Below are 17,197 nucleotides of genomic sequence, written 5' to 3' on the forward strand. Positions count from 1 at the left end.
GGGACGCCGGCGCGTTCCGGCCACGGTTCACGGGGTGGCATGGCCGGAAGCCGCGCCGTCCCCGGGCGGGCCGGAGGCCGCGACGGCGACGAGCACCGCCACCGCGGCCAGTGCCACCAGGACCAGGCCGAGCACGAGCGCCACGGAGCCGACCGTGGGGTGGTTCCACAGGACGAGTGCCAGGGCGCCCGCCCCGATGACGACGCCGGTGGCCCACGAGCGGCGGGCGGCCAGTCGGCGCCCCACGGGACCGACGCGCAGACCGGCCCGGCTCAGTCCCCGCCCCGCCGCACCCGCGCCGCGCCGGGCCCCGCTCCGCAGGGCGACGGCCGCCCGCCCCGGGCCGTACAGATACGCGGCCAGGGCCGTGACCAGGGCGACGACGATCAGCGTGCGCGTGCTGTCGCGCAGGAAACGCACGAAGGTGTCGAAGATCGCCGCGGCGGCGTCCGGGGGCAGCGTGGCGACCGGGACCGTGTCCAGGTACACCCGTCGCATGGCCGCCAGCGCGATGAGCAGCGCCACCATCATCAGACCGATGCCGACCGCCGTGATCAGCAGCATCAGCCGGTGTCCGGGGGCGGTCCACACGGCCAGGGCCGCGAGGGCGATGGTGAGCGCGGGCAGCCACGTACCGACGATGTCCAGCACCCGCATCGCGTCCTGCGCCCTGGCCAGCTCGGCGGTCCGGAACAGGGTCACGGTCCGGTCGCTGTCCGGGATGAGCGCGGCCCGCTCGAAACCCTGGTCGACGAGACGTTGCCGCACCTGGTCCACCACTGATCCGATGTCCAGCTCGATGGCGTCGTCCGTGGCGCGCAGGGCGCCTTCGCGTTCCCCGGTGAGCATGCGCAGCACCGCGGCGTGCGCCCGCCGGTTCGCCCCCTCCCACACCTGCTGGAAGAGGTCGCTCGTGACCACGCGTTCGACATTGCGCCGCACGACGGTGCGTACCGCCGAGGTCAGCGGGCCGGTGAGGGCCTCGGAGCCCGCCACCACGCGCGGTGGGGCGTCGGCGTCCGCGAGGACCTTCGTGAGCGAGGCCGTCACCGCCTCGACGTCCACCTGCTCCACCACGCGGGCGGTCAGCCGGTTGATGACCACCTTCTGCACGGCGGGGTCCGAGGCCAGGGGGGCGACGGTCTCAACGTACCGGTCGGTGTCGGAGACCGTGTCCTGCACCCAGGCCGAGACGACCGCCAGGGGCGAGAGCAGGAGCGCCACCAGGAGAAGGATCGACGCGCCCAGGCGGCGTGTGCGCCGGTGGCGCAGGGTCGCGGCCCGGCGCAGCCGCTCGTACTCCGAGCGTTCCTCGGCGCTCAGGACACGACCGGTGTCCTGAGCTCCGCCGGAGTGGGACGGTACGGCGTTGCCGTCCGGGACGTCGGGGGCCATGGCTCCTCCTCGGAGGTGTGCGCCCCGGCGGCGACGCGCTGCCGACGGGGTACGGAGGCTGCGGCGGGTCGGGCAGGCGGCACCCGGTCACGGGCGCTGCGGCGGACCGGCGCCGAAGGAGGGCAGGGAGATGTCAGCCGGTCCCGGTGGGGTTCGCGGGGCCTGCGGGTCCTGGAGGGCTCGCGGGGTCCGTGTAGGTAGTGGGTCCGGTGGGGTTCTCCGGCTCGGCCGGGGCGCGCGCACCGGTGGCGCGCGCCTTGCCGAACGACGCTCGCCAGGCGAAGGCGATCACCACCTCCACCAGTCCGAGCAGGACGAGCCACAGGCCGAGCAGCCGGGTCAGCGCCCGGGCCGACTCGGTCGGCAGCGCCAGCACCACGATGCCGGCCAGGATGCCGATCACGGCGGCGCCGAAGAGGAAGCCGCGGTGGGGCAGGCCCTTGGCGACGATGGCCGTGTAGAGGGTGAGGATGCCGGACACCAGCCAGACGACCCCGACGATCAGCGAGAGCGCGGCGATCGTCTGCAGCGGGTTCCGCAGGCAGAGCACCCCGGCCAGGACGTACAGCACCGCCAGGAGCAGCCCCGGCAGCCGTTCGCCGAGGTCCTCGCGGGCGAAGGACGCCACGAACCGGAAGCCCCCGGTCACCAGGAGGTAGAGCCCGATCAGGACCGCGAGGACGTGCAGCGTCTCGTCCGGCCAGACCAGTACGAGGATGCCCGGCACCAGGGTGGCCACCGCCGAACCGAGGATCCAGGTCCAGGAGTGTCCGAGCTTCGCCAGCACCTCCGCCGGATCGGCCGACGCCCCGGGGGTCGCCCCGTCGGAGCGGTGAGCCGGTCCGGAACGCGGTGCCGGACCACGCGACACGGTCATGGCCTCTCCTCCTCGGCTCCTCCTCGCGCGGTCGGACAGCGCCGCGGACGGACCGCCGCCCGGGCGGTGCGTAGTGGAGCGACCGTCAGCGTCGCGCCCTCCCGGCGGGGCGGGCTCACCCCCGGCGGGTGATCCCGCCCCATCGGGGAGACGATGAGGTGGAGGGCGCAGACGTACGCCGGCATGCGGCGGGACGGGACGGTACGGGTGCCCGGTACGGGCAGCTCGGTGAGGCGCTCGGTACAGGTGCGTGTGGCACGGGTGCCCGTGGGCACCGTCCGGACGGTTCAGGAGGTTCGCGCCATGGCCATACCGATCGCCTTCACGGCCTCCCTGCCCCCCGCCGAGCGGGCGGCGTACGGCAGGGACGCGCGCAAGCGGGCCTCCCGTGCGTGTCACGGCTGGTTCGAGGCGGAGCACGAACGGCCCGACCCCGTCGAGGTGATAGAGCGCCAGTCGCGGACACGGCTGGCCGAGTTGGTGCCGATCCGCTACGGACGCATGCTGGAGTCCCCGTTCCGCTTCTACCGGGGCGCCGCGTCGATCATGGCCGCGGACCTCGGGCCCGTACCGAACTCCGGCCTGACCGTGCAGCTCTGCGGGGACGCCCATCTGCTCAACTTCCGGCTGCTGGCCTCGCCCGAGCGTCATCTGGTCTTCGACATCAACGACTTCGACGAGACCCTGGCCGGGCCTTTCGAATGGGACGTCAAGCGGCTGGCGGCCAGCTTCGCGATCGCCGCCCGGGCCAACGGTTTCCCGGTCACGAAACAGAACCTCGTCGTACGGGCCTGTGTGCGGGCCTACCGGGACCGGATGCGCCAGTTCGCCGGCATGACCACGCTCGACATCTGGTACGCGCAGGACGACGTCGACCGGATGCGGGAGCTGCTGGCCTCCTCGATGGACAAGCGGGCCAGGCACCGTACCGCCGACGCGTCGGCGCGGGCCAGGACACGCACCCACCTCCAGGCCTTCGAGAAGCTCACCCGGGTCACGGCCGAGGGCAGGCGGATCACACCGGACCCGCCGCTGATCACTCCGCTGCGGGATCTGCTCACGGACACCTCCGAGGCCGACGAGGAGAAGGAACTGCGGACCGTCGTGGAGGGGTACGCGCGGACCCTGTCCTCCGAGCGCCGGCACCTGCTGCGCCACTACCGGCTCGTGGACATGGCCCGGAAGGTGGTGGGCGTCGGAAGCGTCGGCACCCGCTGCTGGATCCTGCTGATGCTCGGCAGGGACGACGGTGACCCCTTGCTGCTGCAGGCCAAGGAGGCACAGGAGTCGGTGCTCGCCGCGCACACGAACGGCAACCACTACGACAACCAGGGCCGCCGAGTGGTGGCGGGTCAGCGGCTGATCCAGACGACCAGTGACATCTTCCTGGGCTGGACGCACGTCGTGGGGCTCGACGGCCGGGGCCGGGACTTCTACGTACGGCAGCTGCGGGACTGGAAGGGCATCGCCCGGCCGGAGACCATGGACCCCGGGCTGCTGCGCCTGTTCGGGCAGCTGTGCGGCGCCTGTCTGGCGCGGGCGCACGCCCGTTCCGGCGACCCCGTGGCCATCGCCGCCTATCTGGGCGGGAGCGATCGCTTCGACCGGGCCCTCACCGGCTTCGCGCAGGCCTACGCCGACCAGAACGAGCGGGACTTCGAGGCGCTGGGCGCCGCCGTCCGCGCCGGCAGGGTCCGCGCCGAGAGTCTGTGAGGGCGCGCGTGCGGGGCCGTCGTACGGCGCCGGGACGCCCGTGGCGTGTGGTCAATGTGTCAGGAAGAGCTTGAACGCGATGATCAGCAGGCCTAGCACCAGGTTCACGCCGGCGGTGACGGCCATCAGACCGTGGGAGGCTCCGCCCCGTCGTGCCGCGGTGGTGGACCAGCCCACCTGACCGGCCACGGCGACGGCGAGCGCGAACCACACGGTGGCTTCGATGCCCAGTCCCAGCAAGGGACTGACGGCCACGGCGGCGGCCGGCGGGACGGCCGCCTCGACGATCGGCCACTCGTCGCGGCACACGCCCAGAACGGCCTGCAGATCCAGCCTCCGCTGCGTCAGACGCGCACCGAACACCTGGGCGTGCACATGAGCGATCCAGAACGCCACTCCCGTGAGCAGCAGCAACAGCACCAGCTCAAGGCGCGGGAACGATCCGAGGGCGCCGGCTCCGATGATCACGGAGGCGGCGAGCATGGAGCCGTAGACGCCACCGGTGCAGTCGGCCCGGGCCCGGCGCTCCGCGTTGCGCACCGCCCGGGGCGTGGCGTGTCCGGTACCGGACATCTCGATCTCCCTTCGGGCGACGACCGTGTCCGCCCGGGTGCCCGTCCCGGCCGTCCCGCCCCATGCCACGTGACGGGCCCGGCCGGCGCCTCACCCTCCATGGGCGACCCCGACGGGTCGGCACCCGGACCCCGCCCCGTGCTCAACCCCGTGCTCAACCGACGGCGTCCATCTCCTTGTCGAGCGAGAGGGCGGCCGTGATGAGCGCCAGGTGGGTGAACGCCTGCGGGAAGTTGCCGAGTTGCTCCCCGGTCGAGCCGATCTCCTCGGCGAACAGGCCCACGGGGTTGGCGTAGGTGAGCATCTTGTCGAAGGCGTACCTGGCCGGCCCGAGCTGTCCCGCCTGCGCCAGCGCGTCGACGTACAGGAAGCTGCACAGGGAGAACGTGCCCTCGCTGCCGCGCAGTCCGTCCGGGGAGGCCTGCGGATCGTAGCGCTGGACGAGACTGTCGGAGACGAGTTCCCGTTCCATCGCGTCGAGCGTCGACAGCCAGCGCGGGTCCTTCGGTGCGATGAAGCCCACGGAGGGCATGAGCAGCAGGGACGCGTCGAGGGTGGTGTCCTCGTAGTTCTGGACGAACGACTGGCGGCGGGTGCTCCAGCCGCGCTCCATCACCTGGCGCAGGATGTCGTCCCGTGCCGTGGTCCACTGCGGGATGTCGGCGGGCCGGGCGAAGTCACGTGCCATCCGGATGCCCCGGTCGAAGGCGACCCAGCACATGAGCCGGCTGTAGGTGAAGTCCTTCTGCCCGCCCCGTGTCTCCCAGATCCCCTCGTCGGGCCGGTCCCAGGCCTTGACCAGCCAGTCCAGCACCCCGGACAGGGCCTGCCAGCCGTCGTACGGGGGTGCGTTGCCGACGCCCTGCACGGTGTGCGAGAGCGCGAGAACGGCCTCTCCGTAGATGTCGAGCTGGAGCTGTCCCGCGGCGCCGTTTCCCGCGTACACCGGCGCCGATCCGCGGTAGCCCTCGAAGTGGTCGAGGGCCACCTCCGCCAGTTCGGGGTCGCCGTCGACGCGGTACATGATCTGGAGGGGTTCGCCGCTGACCGTACGGCCCGACTTCACCCGGTCGCCGAGCCAGCCGCGGAACGCGAGGGCCTCCTCGACATGGCCGAGGCCGAGCAGGGCGCCGACCGACATCGATCCGTCCCGCACCCAGGTGTAGCGGTAGTCCCAGTTGCGTCCGCCGCCGATCTGTTCGGGCAGTCCCATGGTGGGGGCCGCGACGGGCGCCCCGGTCGGCGCGTATGTGAGCAGCTTCAGGGTGATGGCCGCCCTGTTCACCATGTCCTGCCAGCGTCCGCGGTAGCGACCTCGGCGCACCCACGCGTGCCAGAAGTCCCGGGTGCCCTCGAACAGCGCCATGACGTCCGGGGCCGTCAGCGGTGGTACGGGGGTGTCGTCGGCGTCGCCCACCGTCAGGACGAGTGCGGCGAAGTCCCCTTCGTCCATGGTCAGTTCGCCGCGGATGTCGTCGCCGTCCCCGCTCCACCGCACCGGGCCGACCGTCTGCACCACGGCCTGGGCGCCGGGTGCGTCGAAGCGCACGGTGTCCTCGCCGAGGTCGACGCGGTGCCCGGCACGGCCGTAGTCGAAGCGCGGCCGGCACTCCAGCGAGAAGCGGACCCGGCCGCGGGTCACCCGCAGGATCCTGACGAGCCGGTGCCTGCCCACCGCGCGCTCGGGGCGCTCCACCGGCATGAAGTCGACGACTTCGCCGACGCCCGACTCCGTCAGGAAACGGGTCACCAGGATCGCGGTGTCCTGGAGGTAGATCTGCACCGGTGGCTGCGCGGTGTCGGCGGACACGGTGAAGTGACCGCCGCGCTCATGGTCGAGGAGAGAGGCGAACACACTGGGCGAGTCGAACCGGGGCGCGCACAGCCAGTCGACCGTGCCGTCGGAGGAGACCAGTGCGGCGGTCTGCAGGTCACCGACCAGTCCGTGATCGGCGATGGGGGGATAACGTCGCATGGCCGGTGCTCCCTTCGGCAGGAGCGCCCCCGGGCATCACATGTCCCGGCACCGTGTCACACCCCCGCACCCGCCAACATCCCCGCACCACACTGCGCAGGCCTCCCCCAGGACGGGTGAGACCGCCGAGCGCGGTGGCGCGCACGGGGGCAGGCTTTAGGGGCGCGGGGAACTGCGCACCGGGGGTCAGGGGGCGGAGCCCCCGAGTCAGTGACGCAAGCCCCCCCCCCCCCGAGGCGCGGATGAACACCCCGGGGGTTCGGGGGGTGGACCCCCCGAGAAAACAGCGGGAGGCCCCTCAAGAAAAGAGGGCCTCCAGATCCGGCTTCTCGTCACCGAACAACCCGTCCCGCTCCCCCAAACCCGCCAACTTCTCCAACGACGCCATGTCGACATCCGCCGGCCACCCCGGCAACGTGAGCTTCGCCAGCACATCCCCATCGATCTTGGTGTACGTACTGAGCACCTGACGGGCCTCGTCGGGGTGCCCGGTCGCGTACTTGAGCGACTCGGTCATCGCCTCGGCGAACCTCTTGACCAGCCCCGGATCCCGCTCGGCCAGCTGAGCCGAGGTGAAGTACGTGGCCACGGTCAGCTTCGGATCCGTCTCCGCGAACGGCGACGCCACCACCCGCGCGCCCTGCCCCTTGGCGATGGTCATCGCGGGCTCACCCATCCACGCGGCGTCCACCCGTCCGCCGTCCAGCGCGGCCGGCATCTGATCGAACGGAATCTCCACGAACTCGACCTCGGACGGGTCGCCGCCGGCCACGCGCACAGATTCACGGACCGTGGTGTCCCCGATGTTCTGCAGGGTGTTCACCGCGACCGTGTGCCCGGCGAGGTCCGCGGCCGACTTGATCGGACTGTCCTTGCTGACACCCACCCCGGTGACGTCACCCCCGACCTTCCCGTTGGACGCCGCGCCGTTCACCACGGATCGGACCGGAACTCCCTTGACCTGGGCGACCATCAGCGAAGTGGTGTTGCTGAACCCGAACTGGAACTGACCGCTCACCACTCCGGGGATGATCGCCGCACCGCCCTGGGCACTCACCATGTCCAGCTCGATGCCGCGGCTGCCGAAGAACCCCTTCTTCTGTCCCAGATAGAGCGGGGCCACATCGACGATCGGAATGATCCCGACCTTGACCCGTGTGGTCCTGTCCCCACCCGAGGACGACGAACCTCCGGCCCCCGAGTCGGAAGAGCCGCACCCGGCCGCGGCGACGATCGTGGTCAGCACGGCGACAAGCCCGAGAACGCGCCTTCGCATGGGCTCCTCCTGCAGCTCGGTGCTACGGCTCGGCCTATGTTGTGCATTTTCGCGACGGCAGGAATCTACAGGCCTAATTTCACGCTGTCAGCACTCAGGACATGGATGGCCGCGTGCACCGATTCGATTTCTCGAACGGCCGCGTTTGGACCGGCTCTCTCCGGTCAGCCGTAACAGTAGATCGCACGGACGAAGCACAAGTGAGGACGTGAACCGCAGTGGCCGAGAACGAGAAGGCGAAGGCGAAGACCGAGCAGGCCAAGGGCAAGGTCAAGGAGACCCTGGGCCAGGCTGTCGGCAACGAACGTCTGACCGCCGAGGGCAAGGCGGAGCAGTCCAAGGGTGACGCCCGCCAGGCCAAGGAAAAGACCAAGGACGCATTCCGCCATTGAGGATCACCTGATGCGGAGGGCCCGTCGCACGCTCTTGCGGCGGGCCGCTTCTTTCTCTGCCGAAGGAGCAAGACATGCTCAGGGAGCACCGGACGTCCGTCACCGGCACGGCGGCCGTCCCGTCCCGGCCCACCCCCTCCGGACCCCGCAGTCCGGCCGAGGTGCGCGAAGAGGTGAGGTACGCGCTCGCGGAGGCCCGTCGGTCCCGGCGCGAGGCCCTCGGCGGTGACGAGATCATCTGCGACGCCCTGCTCGTCGCCTCGGAGCTGACGACCAACGCGATGCTGCACGGCGGCGGTGTCACCGGGTTCGAGGTGACACTGGACGACCAGGAAGTGCGTCTGTCGGTGAGCGACCGCAGCGAGCAGTTCCCCGGCCCGGCGCAGCACGGCGACGAGCGGGGCTTCATGCGGCCCGGCGGACATGGCTGGCCGATCGTCTGCCGGCTGGCCCGCGACATCACCATCTCGGAACTCAGGACCGGCGGTAAGCGCATCACCGCCGTGGTGCCGCTCAGGCACCGATAGACCTGGTCGGCTCCGTCCCGCGTCCCGCGTACAGAGCCCTACGTACATGGGCCCCACGTACCGGCCCCATGCGTCCGAGCCTGTCCGGGACGCAGGTCGGTCCGGCCACACCCACGGGTACAGCCGGACCTCGCGCGCAGGCGCAGAGCCGCCCGCAGGACTCGGTTCCTCACGCTTCGGACGCCGACGGCAAGCCGTCCGCGGGAGTCACCTCTTCAGGATGCCGCGTACGTTGTCGACGGATCCGCAGCCGGACTCCAGCCGGCGCGCCCGCTCCTTGAGGAAGTCCTCACCGAGTTGTTCGCGGCGCTCCACGTCGACCTTCTCCCGCACCCCGTTCAGGATGGTGCGTTCCTCCTCGTCGGTGTGGTGCGCGATGGACTCCACGAGTTCTTCCAGCTTCTCGTCCCAGTCGTCGGAGCCGATCTCGTCGACCTCCAGGAGGGCCAGCAGCGCCTTGTTGCCCTCCTCGTGCTCCTCCTCGCCGTGCTCGACCTCCTCGTCGTCGATGCCCTTGTAGCGCTTGAGTGCGGGGTAGACCTTGGTCTCCTCCGCGAGCGCATGGGCGACCAGGAGATCGGCGAACTCCTTCAGCGCGGACGCCCGGTCCGCCTCGACACTGCGCAACTGCCGGAAGAGATCCTCCATCTTCCGGTGGTCCGCAAGTATGAGTTCGACGACATCTCGTGTCTCAGGCATGGGTGCGGTGAACCTTCCTCGCCGGAAATACAGTCCAGCGACATGTGCCCCCGCGAGCGGGGAAGAAAAGCACCGGAGGAGAAGCACCCTGCCCGGCACACCCGGTGTCAGGCGGTGAGAGCGGCCCGCCGGGGCACGCCCACCGCCGTCGCCGCCGACACCGGGGCACGCACCACGGAACGCACCGCTGGGCGCGCGGCGGGACGCACCGGGTACGTCGTCTTCGAGGGGTCGATCACCGGGTCCCCCAGCACGAGCCGGCCCGCCTCGTGCAGCGCGTCGCACTCGTCCGTGGGCAGGGCCACGTAAGAGCCTCCGAACCCGGAGCCGGCCGCGGCCGACTGCCAGTAGCCGTACCGGCGGCGGCCGTTGGCGTGCACGGTCAGGCAGACGGGGACGCGCTGCACCGTGATCAGCCGCAGGACCTCGGAACCGCCGGCGCCGAGCGGCGCGGACGCGGACGTGCGCGGGACGGGTCGCAGCAGAGTCAGCGGCGCTCCGTCCGAGGCTCGCGGCACGGCACGGCGGCGGGGGGTGGGCGTCATGTGCGGGCGGCCTTTCGACGGACGGGTTCGATCACGTATCGCCTGGAGCGATGGCGTTCTCGCTGCTCGGCATTCTTCCTCAGGGCACTGACATCGCGGGGTGGAGCCACTCCGGGCCACATCCCCTCGCCGCACTTCACCGGCGGCCGGGCGGCGGGGGCGCATGATGTGCGCGGCCTTCCAGCTCGCCCTGGACGAAGGGGTCGTCGGCGCTGTCGTACGCCCCTGCGTGATCGAAGAGCGCCTCGGTGATGCGCTCCCACTCGTCGGCCTCCGCCTGTGCGATCGCGGCGTCCCGGCCGGTGCGCGAACCGTCCTCCGCAGCCTCGCGTGCGCTGTCCCACGCGGACTTCGCCTCGTGGTGCCGCATCCCCCGCGCGGATCGTCGTACCCGCTCCCAGGCGGCGCGCTCGTCCTCGGACGGCTCCACCACCTCGTCGCTCGCGTCGTCGACGAGACCGGACGCTCGGTCCTGCTGCGGGCCCACTGCTTCACCTCGCTGGGGTACGGCGCGGAAAACTGCCTTCCGCAGTCCCCTGTGCCCTCGTCTCCGGGGCCGACACCTGTCAGTAATGACGAACCGGTACCTCAGAGGGTTCCCCAGCCCGTCCCGGACGGTGCGGCCCGCGTGCACCACGCACCTCCGGCGTCACCCTGTGCACCACGTCCGCTACGCGGTGCTGTCCCGGGAGGCGCGGCTGCGGATGCGGCGGCGCAGGGTGCGTCGTTCGGACTCGCTCGTGCCGCCCCAGACACCGATGCTCTGGCCCGTGTCGAGCGCCCAGTTCAGACACTCCTCCCGCACGGGGCAGCGACGGCAGACGGACTTCGCGTCCTCGATCTGCACAAGCGCGGGGCCCGTGTTACCGATGGGGAAGAAGAGGTCGGGGTCGACGGTGCGGCATTCCGCGTAGTCGCGCCAGCCCTCCATGGGAGCCTCCTTGGATCGCAGTGATGTTGTTCACGGGGTCGGTCTCCCTTCGGGTCACCACTGACCGCCCCGGTGAAACAGGGAGTCTTGTGGGACAGTGCCGACCGGACCTCCGAACGACGCCGGCGTTCACGCACCGGACGTACCGAAAGGCCTGGCCCGGCGCGACGCGGACGTCCGGATGGCAGGATGGGCCTTCACGAGGCATCCCGGGATGCTTCACGAAAAGAGCAGGTGACGCATGTCTGAGGTGCCGGGCGAGGTCTGGGAGCAGTTCGCGATCGCCGTGGCGGAGATGGCGCGGGATCTGCTGGCGCAGGACTCCGCCCAGGGCACTCTGGACCGGGTCGTGGAGCATGCGAAGGTCCTGATCGACGGGTGCGACGAGGCCGGCATCCTCACGGTGCGGCAGGGCGAGGTGCACGCGCTGGCGGCCACGAGCGACGTGGTCCGCCGGTCGGACCGGTTCCAGCAGGACCTGCGGGAAGGCCCCTGCTTCGACGCGGTGACCGACCGTCAGCAGATCTACGCCATCGAGGACCTGCGGGAGCCGAACAAGAAGTGGCCCCGCTTCGCCCCGGAGCTGAGGAAGCTGGGGATGGGAAGCATGATGGGCTTCCTGCTCTTCACCGAGGAGGACAACCTCGGCGCCCTGAACGTGTACTCGAACACGCCGGGTGCCTTCGGCGAGAACGCCCGGCGCGCCGGCTGGATCCTCGCCTCCCACGCGGCCGTGGCGTTCTCCGCGGCGCGTACGCATCAGCAGCTGAGCCATGCCATGGAGACCCGGCACGAGATCGGCGAGGCCATGGGCATCCTGATGGAGCGCTACGGGCTCACCGAGGACTCGGCGTTCAAGGTGCTCAAGAAGACGTCGCAGGACCGCAACGTCAAGCTGCGCGAGATCGCCCGCCAGATCTGCCGGACCGGCGAGAAGCCCGGCTGACACCGGGCCGGCCTCGCGGTCCGCCCGCCCCCCCCTACGGTCCGCCGGTCCCCTCCGGTCGGGCCGACCCGTCCGAGCCGCCCGACCCCTCCGTCACAGGAAGCGGCGGATGGGGACGACGGCCGCCTCCCGGGCCCGCTGCACGACGGAACGCCGTTTCCAGCGGCCCTTCTCGATCAGGGTGCTGGCCGTCAGGTCCTCGTCGAAGTGGGCGTCGAGCGTCGACGTGAACTCCTCGTCCAGCACGGCGAGCATGATCTCCTCGTCGTGGTCGAGCGAGCGGCGGTTGAAGTTGGTCGAGCCGACCAGCGAGGCGACCTTGTCCACGGTGATGACCTTGGCGTGCATCATCGTCGGCTGGTACTGGTGGATCCGCACACCGCAGGCGGTGAGGTCCTCGTAGTAGTGCTGGCCGGCGAGCTGGCAGACCCGCTTGTCCGTGTGCGGGCCGGGCAGCAGGATCTCCACCTCCACACCCCGGCGGGCCGCGGCGCACAGCAGCTCGACGAAGAACGCGTCCGGCGAGAAGTAGGCGGTGGCCAGCCGGAAGCGCTCCTCGGCCGACTCCAGCATCACCCGGAGCAGGGTCTGCATGTCCTGCCAGCCGAAGCTCGCCGAGCCGCGCACCACCTGCACCACGGCCCCGCCCTCGGGTGTGTGCGCGACGAACCGGTCACGGTCGTCGAAGAGTTCCTCGTGGCACTCGGCCCAGTTCTGCGCGAACGCGGCGGCGATACCGTCCACGGCCGGCCCGCGGACCTCGGCATGGGTGTCGCGCCACTCGCGCTCGTTGCGCGCGTCGCCGCACCACTCCTCCGCGATGCCCACCCCGCCGGTGAACGCGGTCCGTTCGTCGACAACGAGAACCTTGCGGTGACAGCGGTGGTTCTGCTTGAGCGGGGAGAGGGCGAGCGGCTTGCGGAACCACGCCACCTGCACCCCGGCCCGCTCCATGGCCGCCAGCAGGTCCTTCTCGATCAGCCTGCTGCCGAACCCGTCCAGCAGCAGCCGTACCCGCACACCGTCCCGGGCCCGTTCCGCGAGCGCCTGCGCGAACTCGCGGGCGATGTCGCCCTTCCAGTACACGAAGGTCATCATGTCCACGGTGTGCTCGGCCGCCCGGATGCCCGCCAGCATCGCGGCGAAGATCTCGTCGCCGTTGCGCAGAGCGGTGAGGGAGTTGCCCTCGGTCGCCGCGATGCCGATGAGTCTCTCCAGTCGGCGCCGTATCCGTTCCGCGCGCTGCGCGTACTCCGACGACGACCATGTCCCGGAAGAGAGGGCCTTCTCGGGCCTGGGCCCGTCCTGCGTCTCGGGCCTGTCCTGCGTGTCGGACTGGTTCCGCGTGTCCGGCTGGTCCTGCGTACTGGTCATGGCATCACCCGGCCGGCACAGGGAGGAGACATGAGGGCGCGCGCTGCCCGGTCCGGCACGGGCGCGGCGAGCAGACTGTACTCCGGCCGCCCGGATGCTCATGGACGGGTACCTTCGCAATTGACCGGGGTAGAGCAGACATGCTCTTGAGGAAGCCGGGCAGGAGACGACCAACTTGCTTTCTAGTTAAGGCGGCACCGTGACTACCTCCGTGAACACCCGCGAGGCATCTGACTGCAGCTCGGGCGTGCAGGAGGCCACGGGCGACCTGCCGTGGATCGAGGACGGGGCCAAGGTCGCCCCCAAGGACGCGCGGGTGCTGTCCCGGCTGTTCCTCGACCGGCTGCAGGAGCTGGAAGAGGGCACCCACGAATACCAGTACGCGCGCAACACCCTGATCGAGATGAACCTGTCCCTGGTCAGCTTCGCGGCCCGCCGGTTCCGCAACCGGGGCAGCGGCGACATGGAGGACGTCATCCAGGTCGGCACGATCGGCCTGATCAAGGCGATCGACCGCTTCGACCTGTCGCGCGAGGTCGAGTTCACCTCCTTCGCGATCCCCTACATCGTCGGCGAGATCAAGCGCTTCTTCCGGGACACCACCTGGGCCGTGCACGTCCCGCGGCGCCTTCAGGAGCTGCGTGTCTCGCTCGCCAAGAGCAAGGAAGCCCTCGCCGCGACGCTGAACCGCCCGCCGACGGTCAAGGAACTCGCCGACCATCTGGACCTGAGCGAGGAAGAGGTCATCGAGGGCCTGGTCGCCGCCAACGGTTACGTGGCCGGCTCCATCGACACCCCCGGCGGGGACGACGACGCCGGCGACGGCGGTCCGAAGTACGCGGACACCCTGGGCGAGGAAGACCCCGCGATGGACCTGTTCGAGGACCTGCACACGCTCGCGCCCCTCCTGCAGCAGCTCGACGACCGGGAGCGGACCATCATCGAGATGCGCTTCGGCCGGGAGATGACCCAGGCGGAGATCGGCCGCGAACTGAACCTCTCCCAGATGCACATCTCCCGTCTGCTGACGCGCACGCTGAGCCGGCTCCGCGCCGGCCTGCTCGCCGCGTGACGCAACCGACCTGTGTGACGCAACCGTCACGCGGGACGCAGCCGTCATGTGCGAGGGATGGAAAGGACCAGCAGGGCCGTGAGTGAAGAGCAGGACCCGCTCCGGGAGTCGGCCGCGCCGATCGTGACCGAGCCCGTGCCGGACCTCCAGCTGCAGATGTTGGTACGACTGGTCGGTCAGGACCCGCAGGCGGCGCTGCCGATCACCTTGTTCATCGGGGGCGGTCTCCTCTACGGCGACCTCATCTCCCACAAGGCCTGGAAGACCGACTGGGCGCGCAGCCTGCGCGGTGTCGACGGACCCGGCGCGCACCTGCTTGAGCGGTTCCCCGAGCAGGTGGACGAGGCGGTCTCCGACAAGCAGGGGCGTCCGGTCCCGCAGCGGCTGCCGCAGTGGATCCATCTGCGCGACGCCACCAGTGTCGTCGCGGCGGGCGGCCCTGTCGTGATGCCCCTGTGGCGAGGGCGGCTCACGGACGTCTCCGGATGGTCCCTGGGCAAGCCCGACAGCTCCCTCGGCGAGACAGAGGACAGCCGCCGCCTCTGACGTACGGGACACGGGACGCGCAGGGAACGTACAGGGGGCGTACGGTCAGGTCCCCGGCTCTCAGCCTGCGTCTCTCCGTAACCGCCCCGTGCCGGACGTGCGCAGCGCGCCGGCCGTCTTCAGCAGCCGGTCCGCCGGATCCCTCAGTTTCGGATGGGCCAGCACCGTGTTGCGCAGGCCGCGCACCGGTCCGCGCCACAGCCGGTGTGCCGCCGCCACCGGATGGGGACGCGTCACGAAGCCCTCCCCCACACGCAGTTCCCGGGTCTTGAGCCAGTCCTTGTACTCCTTGTCGCCACGCCCCAGGTCCAGGACCCGTACGCCCTCCCGGCCGGCGGCCTCCGCCATCCTGAGGTGCATGATCAGCCCGGGTGAGTAGTAGCGCAGTTCGGGGTCGTACGCGGTGAACCAGGCCGCGAACACCGTGCGCGACCGGGGACCGAAGTGCGCGGCCACCGGCCGGTCACCGGCGTACACCACGGAGAGGATGCCGGTGAAGTGCTCCTCACGGACCTGGAACAGGTGCTCCACCGCGTTCACGATCCAGGGGCGCGCGAAGCGGTCCATCCGGGAGGTCCTGCGGTACTGGGCCGACTTCCACCCCATGAGCGTGCGCAGCATCGCGGGGTCGCGCTCGTCGAAGACGAACCGCAGCTCGCCCAGGTCGCGCCCCAGGCGGCGTTCCTTCTTCAGTGTCGTCTTGGCCAGTCCCGGGTACGCGCCGCGCAGCCACTCCGCATAGCTGCCGTCACCGACCTTCAGATCGACGACCGGCGACGCGAACGTCCCCGTGACATGGCGGGTGAATGAATTCTGCTCCTCGACGAGGTGGTCGAACTCGAAGACGGACAGCCCACAGGCGCGCAGCAGTTCACGGGTGTCCCAGGTGACTCCCGGCCGGTGCACGAGGGCCTGGCAGTCGGACAGACCGAGCCCGATGGCCCGCCCCACACCGAAGGAGTTGCGCTCGTACGGGAGGAAGCCCACGGCCTCGCCGCGCTCGTGCAGGACCGCCACCCGCGCCCCGCCGCGGTGGGTGCCGATGCCGGCCGCGAACTCGGGGGACAGAAAGGGGTTGGCGTAGTCGGGTGACGCGTCGGCCGCCCGGTGCCAGTCCCGGCGCAGGGACTCGCTCAGGGACTCGGGTCTGTGGATTCTTATGTCCGCCTCGGTGGATCGCATGGTCGATCGCCCCCCCATTCCCCCTGGACGCGACGCCCGCGCCCCGACACCTCTTCGACCGGCACCCCTGACAGGCTCTGGCGTCCGCGAGGCTCAAACGTCGCGAAACAGTACGCAGCCTGTCAAGGGTGTCGGTCGTAACGAAAGGGGTGCGAGTCGGGTGCACCGGTTGGTCAGTCCGTAAAGTCACCTTGAAGGTTGAATTCGAGACATGGCTTCGCATGGGTGGTCAGGTGTCTCTCGCACACCTCGCCGCCTGCGCCTTTGCGGCCCGCGGAAGTGTGTCAGAGGCCATGGAACTGCGGGGACGGTCCTGACAACTTCGGGATCATGGCCTGATGATGCGAGTAGCATCCGGCCCCAGCACCACACGATGACGAGGAAAGGTAACTGCCATGTCCGAAGTCGAATCGGCCGCCACGGAGCTCAAGACCCAGTACGCCTCCCAGGTGTCTGCGGATCTCGAACGCAACACCAAGGAGCAGGAACGTATCGGCGCCGAAGTGGAGGCGCTCCAAGAGCAGTTGAGTGCCCTGCAGCACGACCAGACCCTGCTCGCCGAGCTGCAGCGGGCGTTGGGTGGCGACCAGTCCGCCGCGAACGCCAAGGGCGCCTCCGTGCCCGCGCCTTCGGTGCCGCGCCAGGCCACGGCCACGGCGAGCGGACGCAAGAAGGCCACCACCGCGAAGCCGGCCGCCAAGCCGGCCGCCAAGCCGGCGGCCACGAAGGCCACCACCAAGCCGGCCCCGAAGTCGGCCGTGTCGAAGGCACCTGCCCCGAAGCCCGCCGCCGCGAAGCCCGCGGCTGCGAAGTCCGCGGCTGCGAAGTCCACCGCCTCGAAGGCCACCGCTTCGAAGACCGGAGCCAAGTCCGCCGCGGCCGAGCCGGGTGCCGCGAAGCCCACGCTCGTCGAGCTGATCCGTGAACATCTCGGCCGGCAGTCCGAGCCGCGCTCGTCCGCCGAGGTCGCCACGGCGCTGGCGGAGGCCCACCCCGAGCGCGAGATCAAGCCCAAGGTCGTACGCACCACGGTGGAGGGGCTCGTCGCCAAGGGCCAGGTCCAGCGCAGCAAGCAGGGGTCGTCCGTCTTCTACACGACGTCCAAGGCCGCTCCGGCCGACACCGCCACGGAGAAGGCCGCCGCCCCGGCCACCACTGCCTGACCACGGCTCGG

The 17,197-nt window shown here is 70.6% G+C and carries 19 protein-coding genes; 7 read left to right on the plus strand and 12 right to left on the minus strand.

Annotation, left to right across the window (positions count from 1 at the left end; translation table 11 throughout):
* Nucleotides 1–27: 27 nt before the first annotated feature.
* The 3 genes from J8N05_RS25470 to J8N05_RS25480 form a co-directional block, all read right to left on the minus strand.
* Nucleotides 28–1,395: a hypothetical protein gene (locus tag J8N05_RS25470; RefSeq protein WP_247706477.1), complete on the minus strand. Its 1,368-nt coding sequence runs from the start codon at nt 1,393–1,395 to the stop codon at nt 28–30.
* A 133-nt stretch (nt 1,396–1,528) separates the two neighbouring features.
* A complete protein-coding gene (locus J8N05_RS25475; protein WP_210886381.1) occupies nt 1,529–2,272 on the minus strand; it encodes an HdeD family acid-resistance protein in 744 nt (247 codons plus the stop codon).
* Nucleotides 2,269–2,547, minus strand: coding sequence for a hypothetical protein (locus tag J8N05_RS25480; RefSeq protein WP_210886384.1), 279 nt, complete (start codon nt 2,545–2,547; stop codon nt 2,269–2,271). Before J8N05_RS25480 ends, J8N05_RS25475 begins: the two co-directional genes overlap by 4 nt.
* Nucleotides 2,548–2,575: 28 nt before the next feature.
* On the opposite strand from J8N05_RS25480, the gene J8N05_RS25485 reads away from it, so the two are divergent.
* Nucleotides 2,576–3,985, plus strand: a complete 1,410-nt coding sequence (locus J8N05_RS25485) for a DUF2252 domain-containing protein (RefSeq protein WP_210886387.1) — start codon at nt 2,576–2,578, stop codon at nt 3,983–3,985.
* A 51-nt stretch (nt 3,986–4,036) separates the two neighbouring features.
* On the opposite strand, the gene J8N05_RS25490 is transcribed toward J8N05_RS25485, so the two are convergent.
* The 3 genes from J8N05_RS25490 to J8N05_RS25500 all read right to left on the minus strand — a co-directional run bounded on the left by J8N05_RS25490 (nt 4,037) and on the right by J8N05_RS25500 (nt 7,809).
* A complete protein-coding gene (locus tag J8N05_RS25490) occupies nt 4,037–4,558 on the minus strand; it encodes a hypothetical protein (RefSeq protein ID WP_210886390.1) in 522 nt (173 codons plus the stop codon).
* 154 nt (nt 4,559–4,712) lie between these two features.
* The gene (locus J8N05_RS25495; protein WP_210886393.1) at nt 4,713–6,533 is read right to left on the minus strand and encodes a glycoside hydrolase family 15 protein; all 1,821 of its coding nucleotides are present in this window, start codon (nt 6,531–6,533) and stop codon (nt 4,713–4,715) included.
* A gap of 298 nt (nt 6,534–6,831) precedes the next feature.
* Nucleotides 6,832–7,809, minus strand: coding sequence for an ABC transporter substrate-binding protein (locus J8N05_RS25500; protein WP_210886396.1), 978 nt, complete (start codon nt 7,807–7,809; stop codon nt 6,832–6,834).
* A gap of 218 nt (nt 7,810–8,027) precedes the next feature.
* Between J8N05_RS25500 and J8N05_RS25505 the strand changes: the two genes are divergently transcribed.
* Nucleotides 8,028–8,201, plus strand: a complete 174-nt coding sequence (locus tag J8N05_RS25505) for a CsbD family protein (RefSeq protein ID WP_210886400.1) — start codon at nt 8,028–8,030, stop codon at nt 8,199–8,201.
* Between the two features lie 74 nt (nt 8,202–8,275).
* Nucleotides 8,276–8,728, plus strand: a complete 453-nt coding sequence (locus tag J8N05_RS25510) for an ATP-binding protein (RefSeq protein WP_210886402.1) — start codon at nt 8,276–8,278, stop codon at nt 8,726–8,728.
* Between the two features lie 207 nt (nt 8,729–8,935).
* Here the strand turns inward: J8N05_RS25510 and J8N05_RS25515 are convergent, their stop codons facing one another.
* The 4 genes from J8N05_RS25515 to J8N05_RS25530 all read right to left on the minus strand — a co-directional run bounded on the left by J8N05_RS25515 (nt 8,936) and on the right by J8N05_RS25530 (nt 10,903).
* Entirely contained in the window at nt 8,936–9,427 is a 492-nt protein-coding gene (locus J8N05_RS25515; RefSeq protein ID WP_210886405.1) for a hemerythrin domain-containing protein, read from the minus strand.
* A gap of 107 nt (nt 9,428–9,534) precedes the next feature.
* The gene (locus J8N05_RS25520; RefSeq protein WP_210886407.1) at nt 9,535–9,972 is read right to left on the minus strand and encodes a cell envelope biogenesis protein OmpA; all 438 of its coding nucleotides are present in this window, start codon (nt 9,970–9,972) and stop codon (nt 9,535–9,537) included.
* 136 nt (nt 9,973–10,108) lie between these two features.
* Nucleotides 10,109–10,459, minus strand: coding sequence for a hypothetical protein (locus J8N05_RS25525; protein WP_210886411.1), 351 nt, complete (start codon nt 10,457–10,459; stop codon nt 10,109–10,111).
* 183 nt (nt 10,460–10,642) lie between these two features.
* Complete coding sequence (locus J8N05_RS25530; protein ID WP_210886413.1) at nt 10,643–10,903, minus strand: WhiB family transcriptional regulator; 261 nt, start codon at nt 10,901–10,903, stop codon at nt 10,643–10,645.
* Nucleotides 10,904–11,144: 241 nt separating this feature from the next.
* Here J8N05_RS25530 and J8N05_RS25535 point away from each other — a divergent pair, with 241 nt between their 5' ends.
* Nucleotides 11,145–11,849, plus strand: coding sequence for a GAF and ANTAR domain-containing protein (locus J8N05_RS25535; RefSeq protein WP_210886416.1), 705 nt, complete (start codon nt 11,145–11,147; stop codon nt 11,847–11,849).
* A 93-nt stretch (nt 11,850–11,942) separates the two neighbouring features.
* Here the strand turns inward: J8N05_RS25535 and J8N05_RS25540 are convergent, their stop codons facing one another.
* A complete protein-coding gene (locus J8N05_RS25540) occupies nt 11,943–13,223 on the minus strand; it encodes a phospholipase D-like domain-containing protein (RefSeq protein ID WP_210886419.1) in 1,281 nt (426 codons plus the stop codon).
* A 199-nt stretch (nt 13,224–13,422) separates the two neighbouring features.
* On the opposite strand from J8N05_RS25540, the gene J8N05_RS25545 reads away from it, so the two are divergent.
* Nucleotides 13,423–14,295, plus strand: coding sequence for a SigB/SigF/SigG family RNA polymerase sigma factor (locus J8N05_RS25545; protein ID WP_384274995.1), 873 nt, complete (start codon nt 13,423–13,425; stop codon nt 14,293–14,295).
* 78 nt (nt 14,296–14,373) lie between these two features.
* Entirely contained in the window at nt 14,374–14,841 is a 468-nt protein-coding gene (locus J8N05_RS25550) for a hypothetical protein (RefSeq protein ID WP_247706478.1), read from the plus strand.
* Between the two features lie 60 nt (nt 14,842–14,901).
* On the opposite strand, the gene J8N05_RS25555 is transcribed toward J8N05_RS25550, so the two are convergent.
* Complete coding sequence (locus J8N05_RS25555) at nt 14,902–16,023, minus strand: GNAT family N-acetyltransferase (RefSeq protein WP_210886422.1); 1,122 nt, start codon at nt 16,021–16,023, stop codon at nt 14,902–14,904.
* A gap of 395 nt (nt 16,024–16,418) precedes the next feature.
* On the opposite strand from J8N05_RS25555, the gene J8N05_RS25560 reads away from it, so the two are divergent.
* Nucleotides 16,419–17,186, plus strand: coding sequence for a hypothetical protein (locus tag J8N05_RS25560; RefSeq protein WP_210886424.1), 768 nt, complete (start codon nt 16,419–16,421; stop codon nt 17,184–17,186).
* Nucleotides 17,187–17,197: the final 11 nt, after the last annotated feature.

Source organism: Streptomyces liliiviolaceus, assembly GCF_018070025.1.
GTDB classification, from domain to species: Bacteria; Actinomycetota; Actinomycetes; order Streptomycetales; family Streptomycetaceae; genus Streptomyces; species Streptomyces liliiviolaceus.

Coding starts and splice junctions, on each gene's coding strand:
- J8N05_RS25540 (WP_210886419.1), bottom strand. CDS start 13,223: ATGACCAGTACGCAGGACCAGCCGGACACGCGGAACCAGTCCGACACG.
- J8N05_RS25495 (WP_210886393.1), bottom strand. CDS start 6,533: ATGCGACGTTATCCCCCCATCGCCGATCACGGACTGGTCGGTGACCTG.
- J8N05_RS25535 (WP_210886416.1), top strand. CDS start 11,145: ATGTCTGAGGTGCCGGGCGAGGTCTGGGAGCAGTTCGCGATCGCCGTG.
- J8N05_RS25475 (WP_210886381.1), bottom strand. CDS start 2,272: ATGACCGTGTCGCGTGGTCCGGCACCGCGTTCCGGACCGGCTCACCGC.
- J8N05_RS25485 (WP_210886387.1), top strand. CDS start 2,576: ATGGCCATACCGATCGCCTTCACGGCCTCCCTGCCCCCCGCCGAGCGG.
- J8N05_RS25500 (WP_210886396.1), bottom strand. CDS start 7,809: ATGCGAAGGCGCGTTCTCGGGCTTGTCGCCGTGCTGACCACGATCGTC.
- J8N05_RS25510 (WP_210886402.1), top strand. CDS start 8,276: ATGCTCAGGGAGCACCGGACGTCCGTCACCGGCACGGCGGCCGTCCCG.
- J8N05_RS25530 (WP_210886413.1), bottom strand. CDS start 10,903: ATGGAGGGCTGGCGCGACTACGCGGAATGCCGCACCGTCGACCCCGAC.
- J8N05_RS25515 (WP_210886405.1), bottom strand. CDS start 9,427: ATGCCTGAGACACGAGATGTCGTCGAACTCATACTTGCGGACCACCGG.
- J8N05_RS25490 (WP_210886390.1), bottom strand. CDS start 4,558: ATGTCCGGTACCGGACACGCCACGCCCCGGGCGGTGCGCAACGCGGAG.
- J8N05_RS25520 (WP_210886407.1), bottom strand. CDS start 9,972: ATGACGCCCACCCCCCGCCGCCGTGCCGTGCCGCGAGCCTCGGACGGA.
- J8N05_RS25560 (WP_210886424.1), top strand. CDS start 16,419: ATGTCCGAAGTCGAATCGGCCGCCACGGAGCTCAAGACCCAGTACGCC.
- J8N05_RS25470 (WP_247706477.1), bottom strand. CDS start 1,395: ATGGCCCCCGACGTCCCGGACGGCAACGCCGTACCGTCCCACTCCGGC.
- J8N05_RS25555 (WP_210886422.1), bottom strand. CDS start 16,023: ATGCGATCCACCGAGGCGGACATAAGAATCCACAGACCCGAGTCCCTG.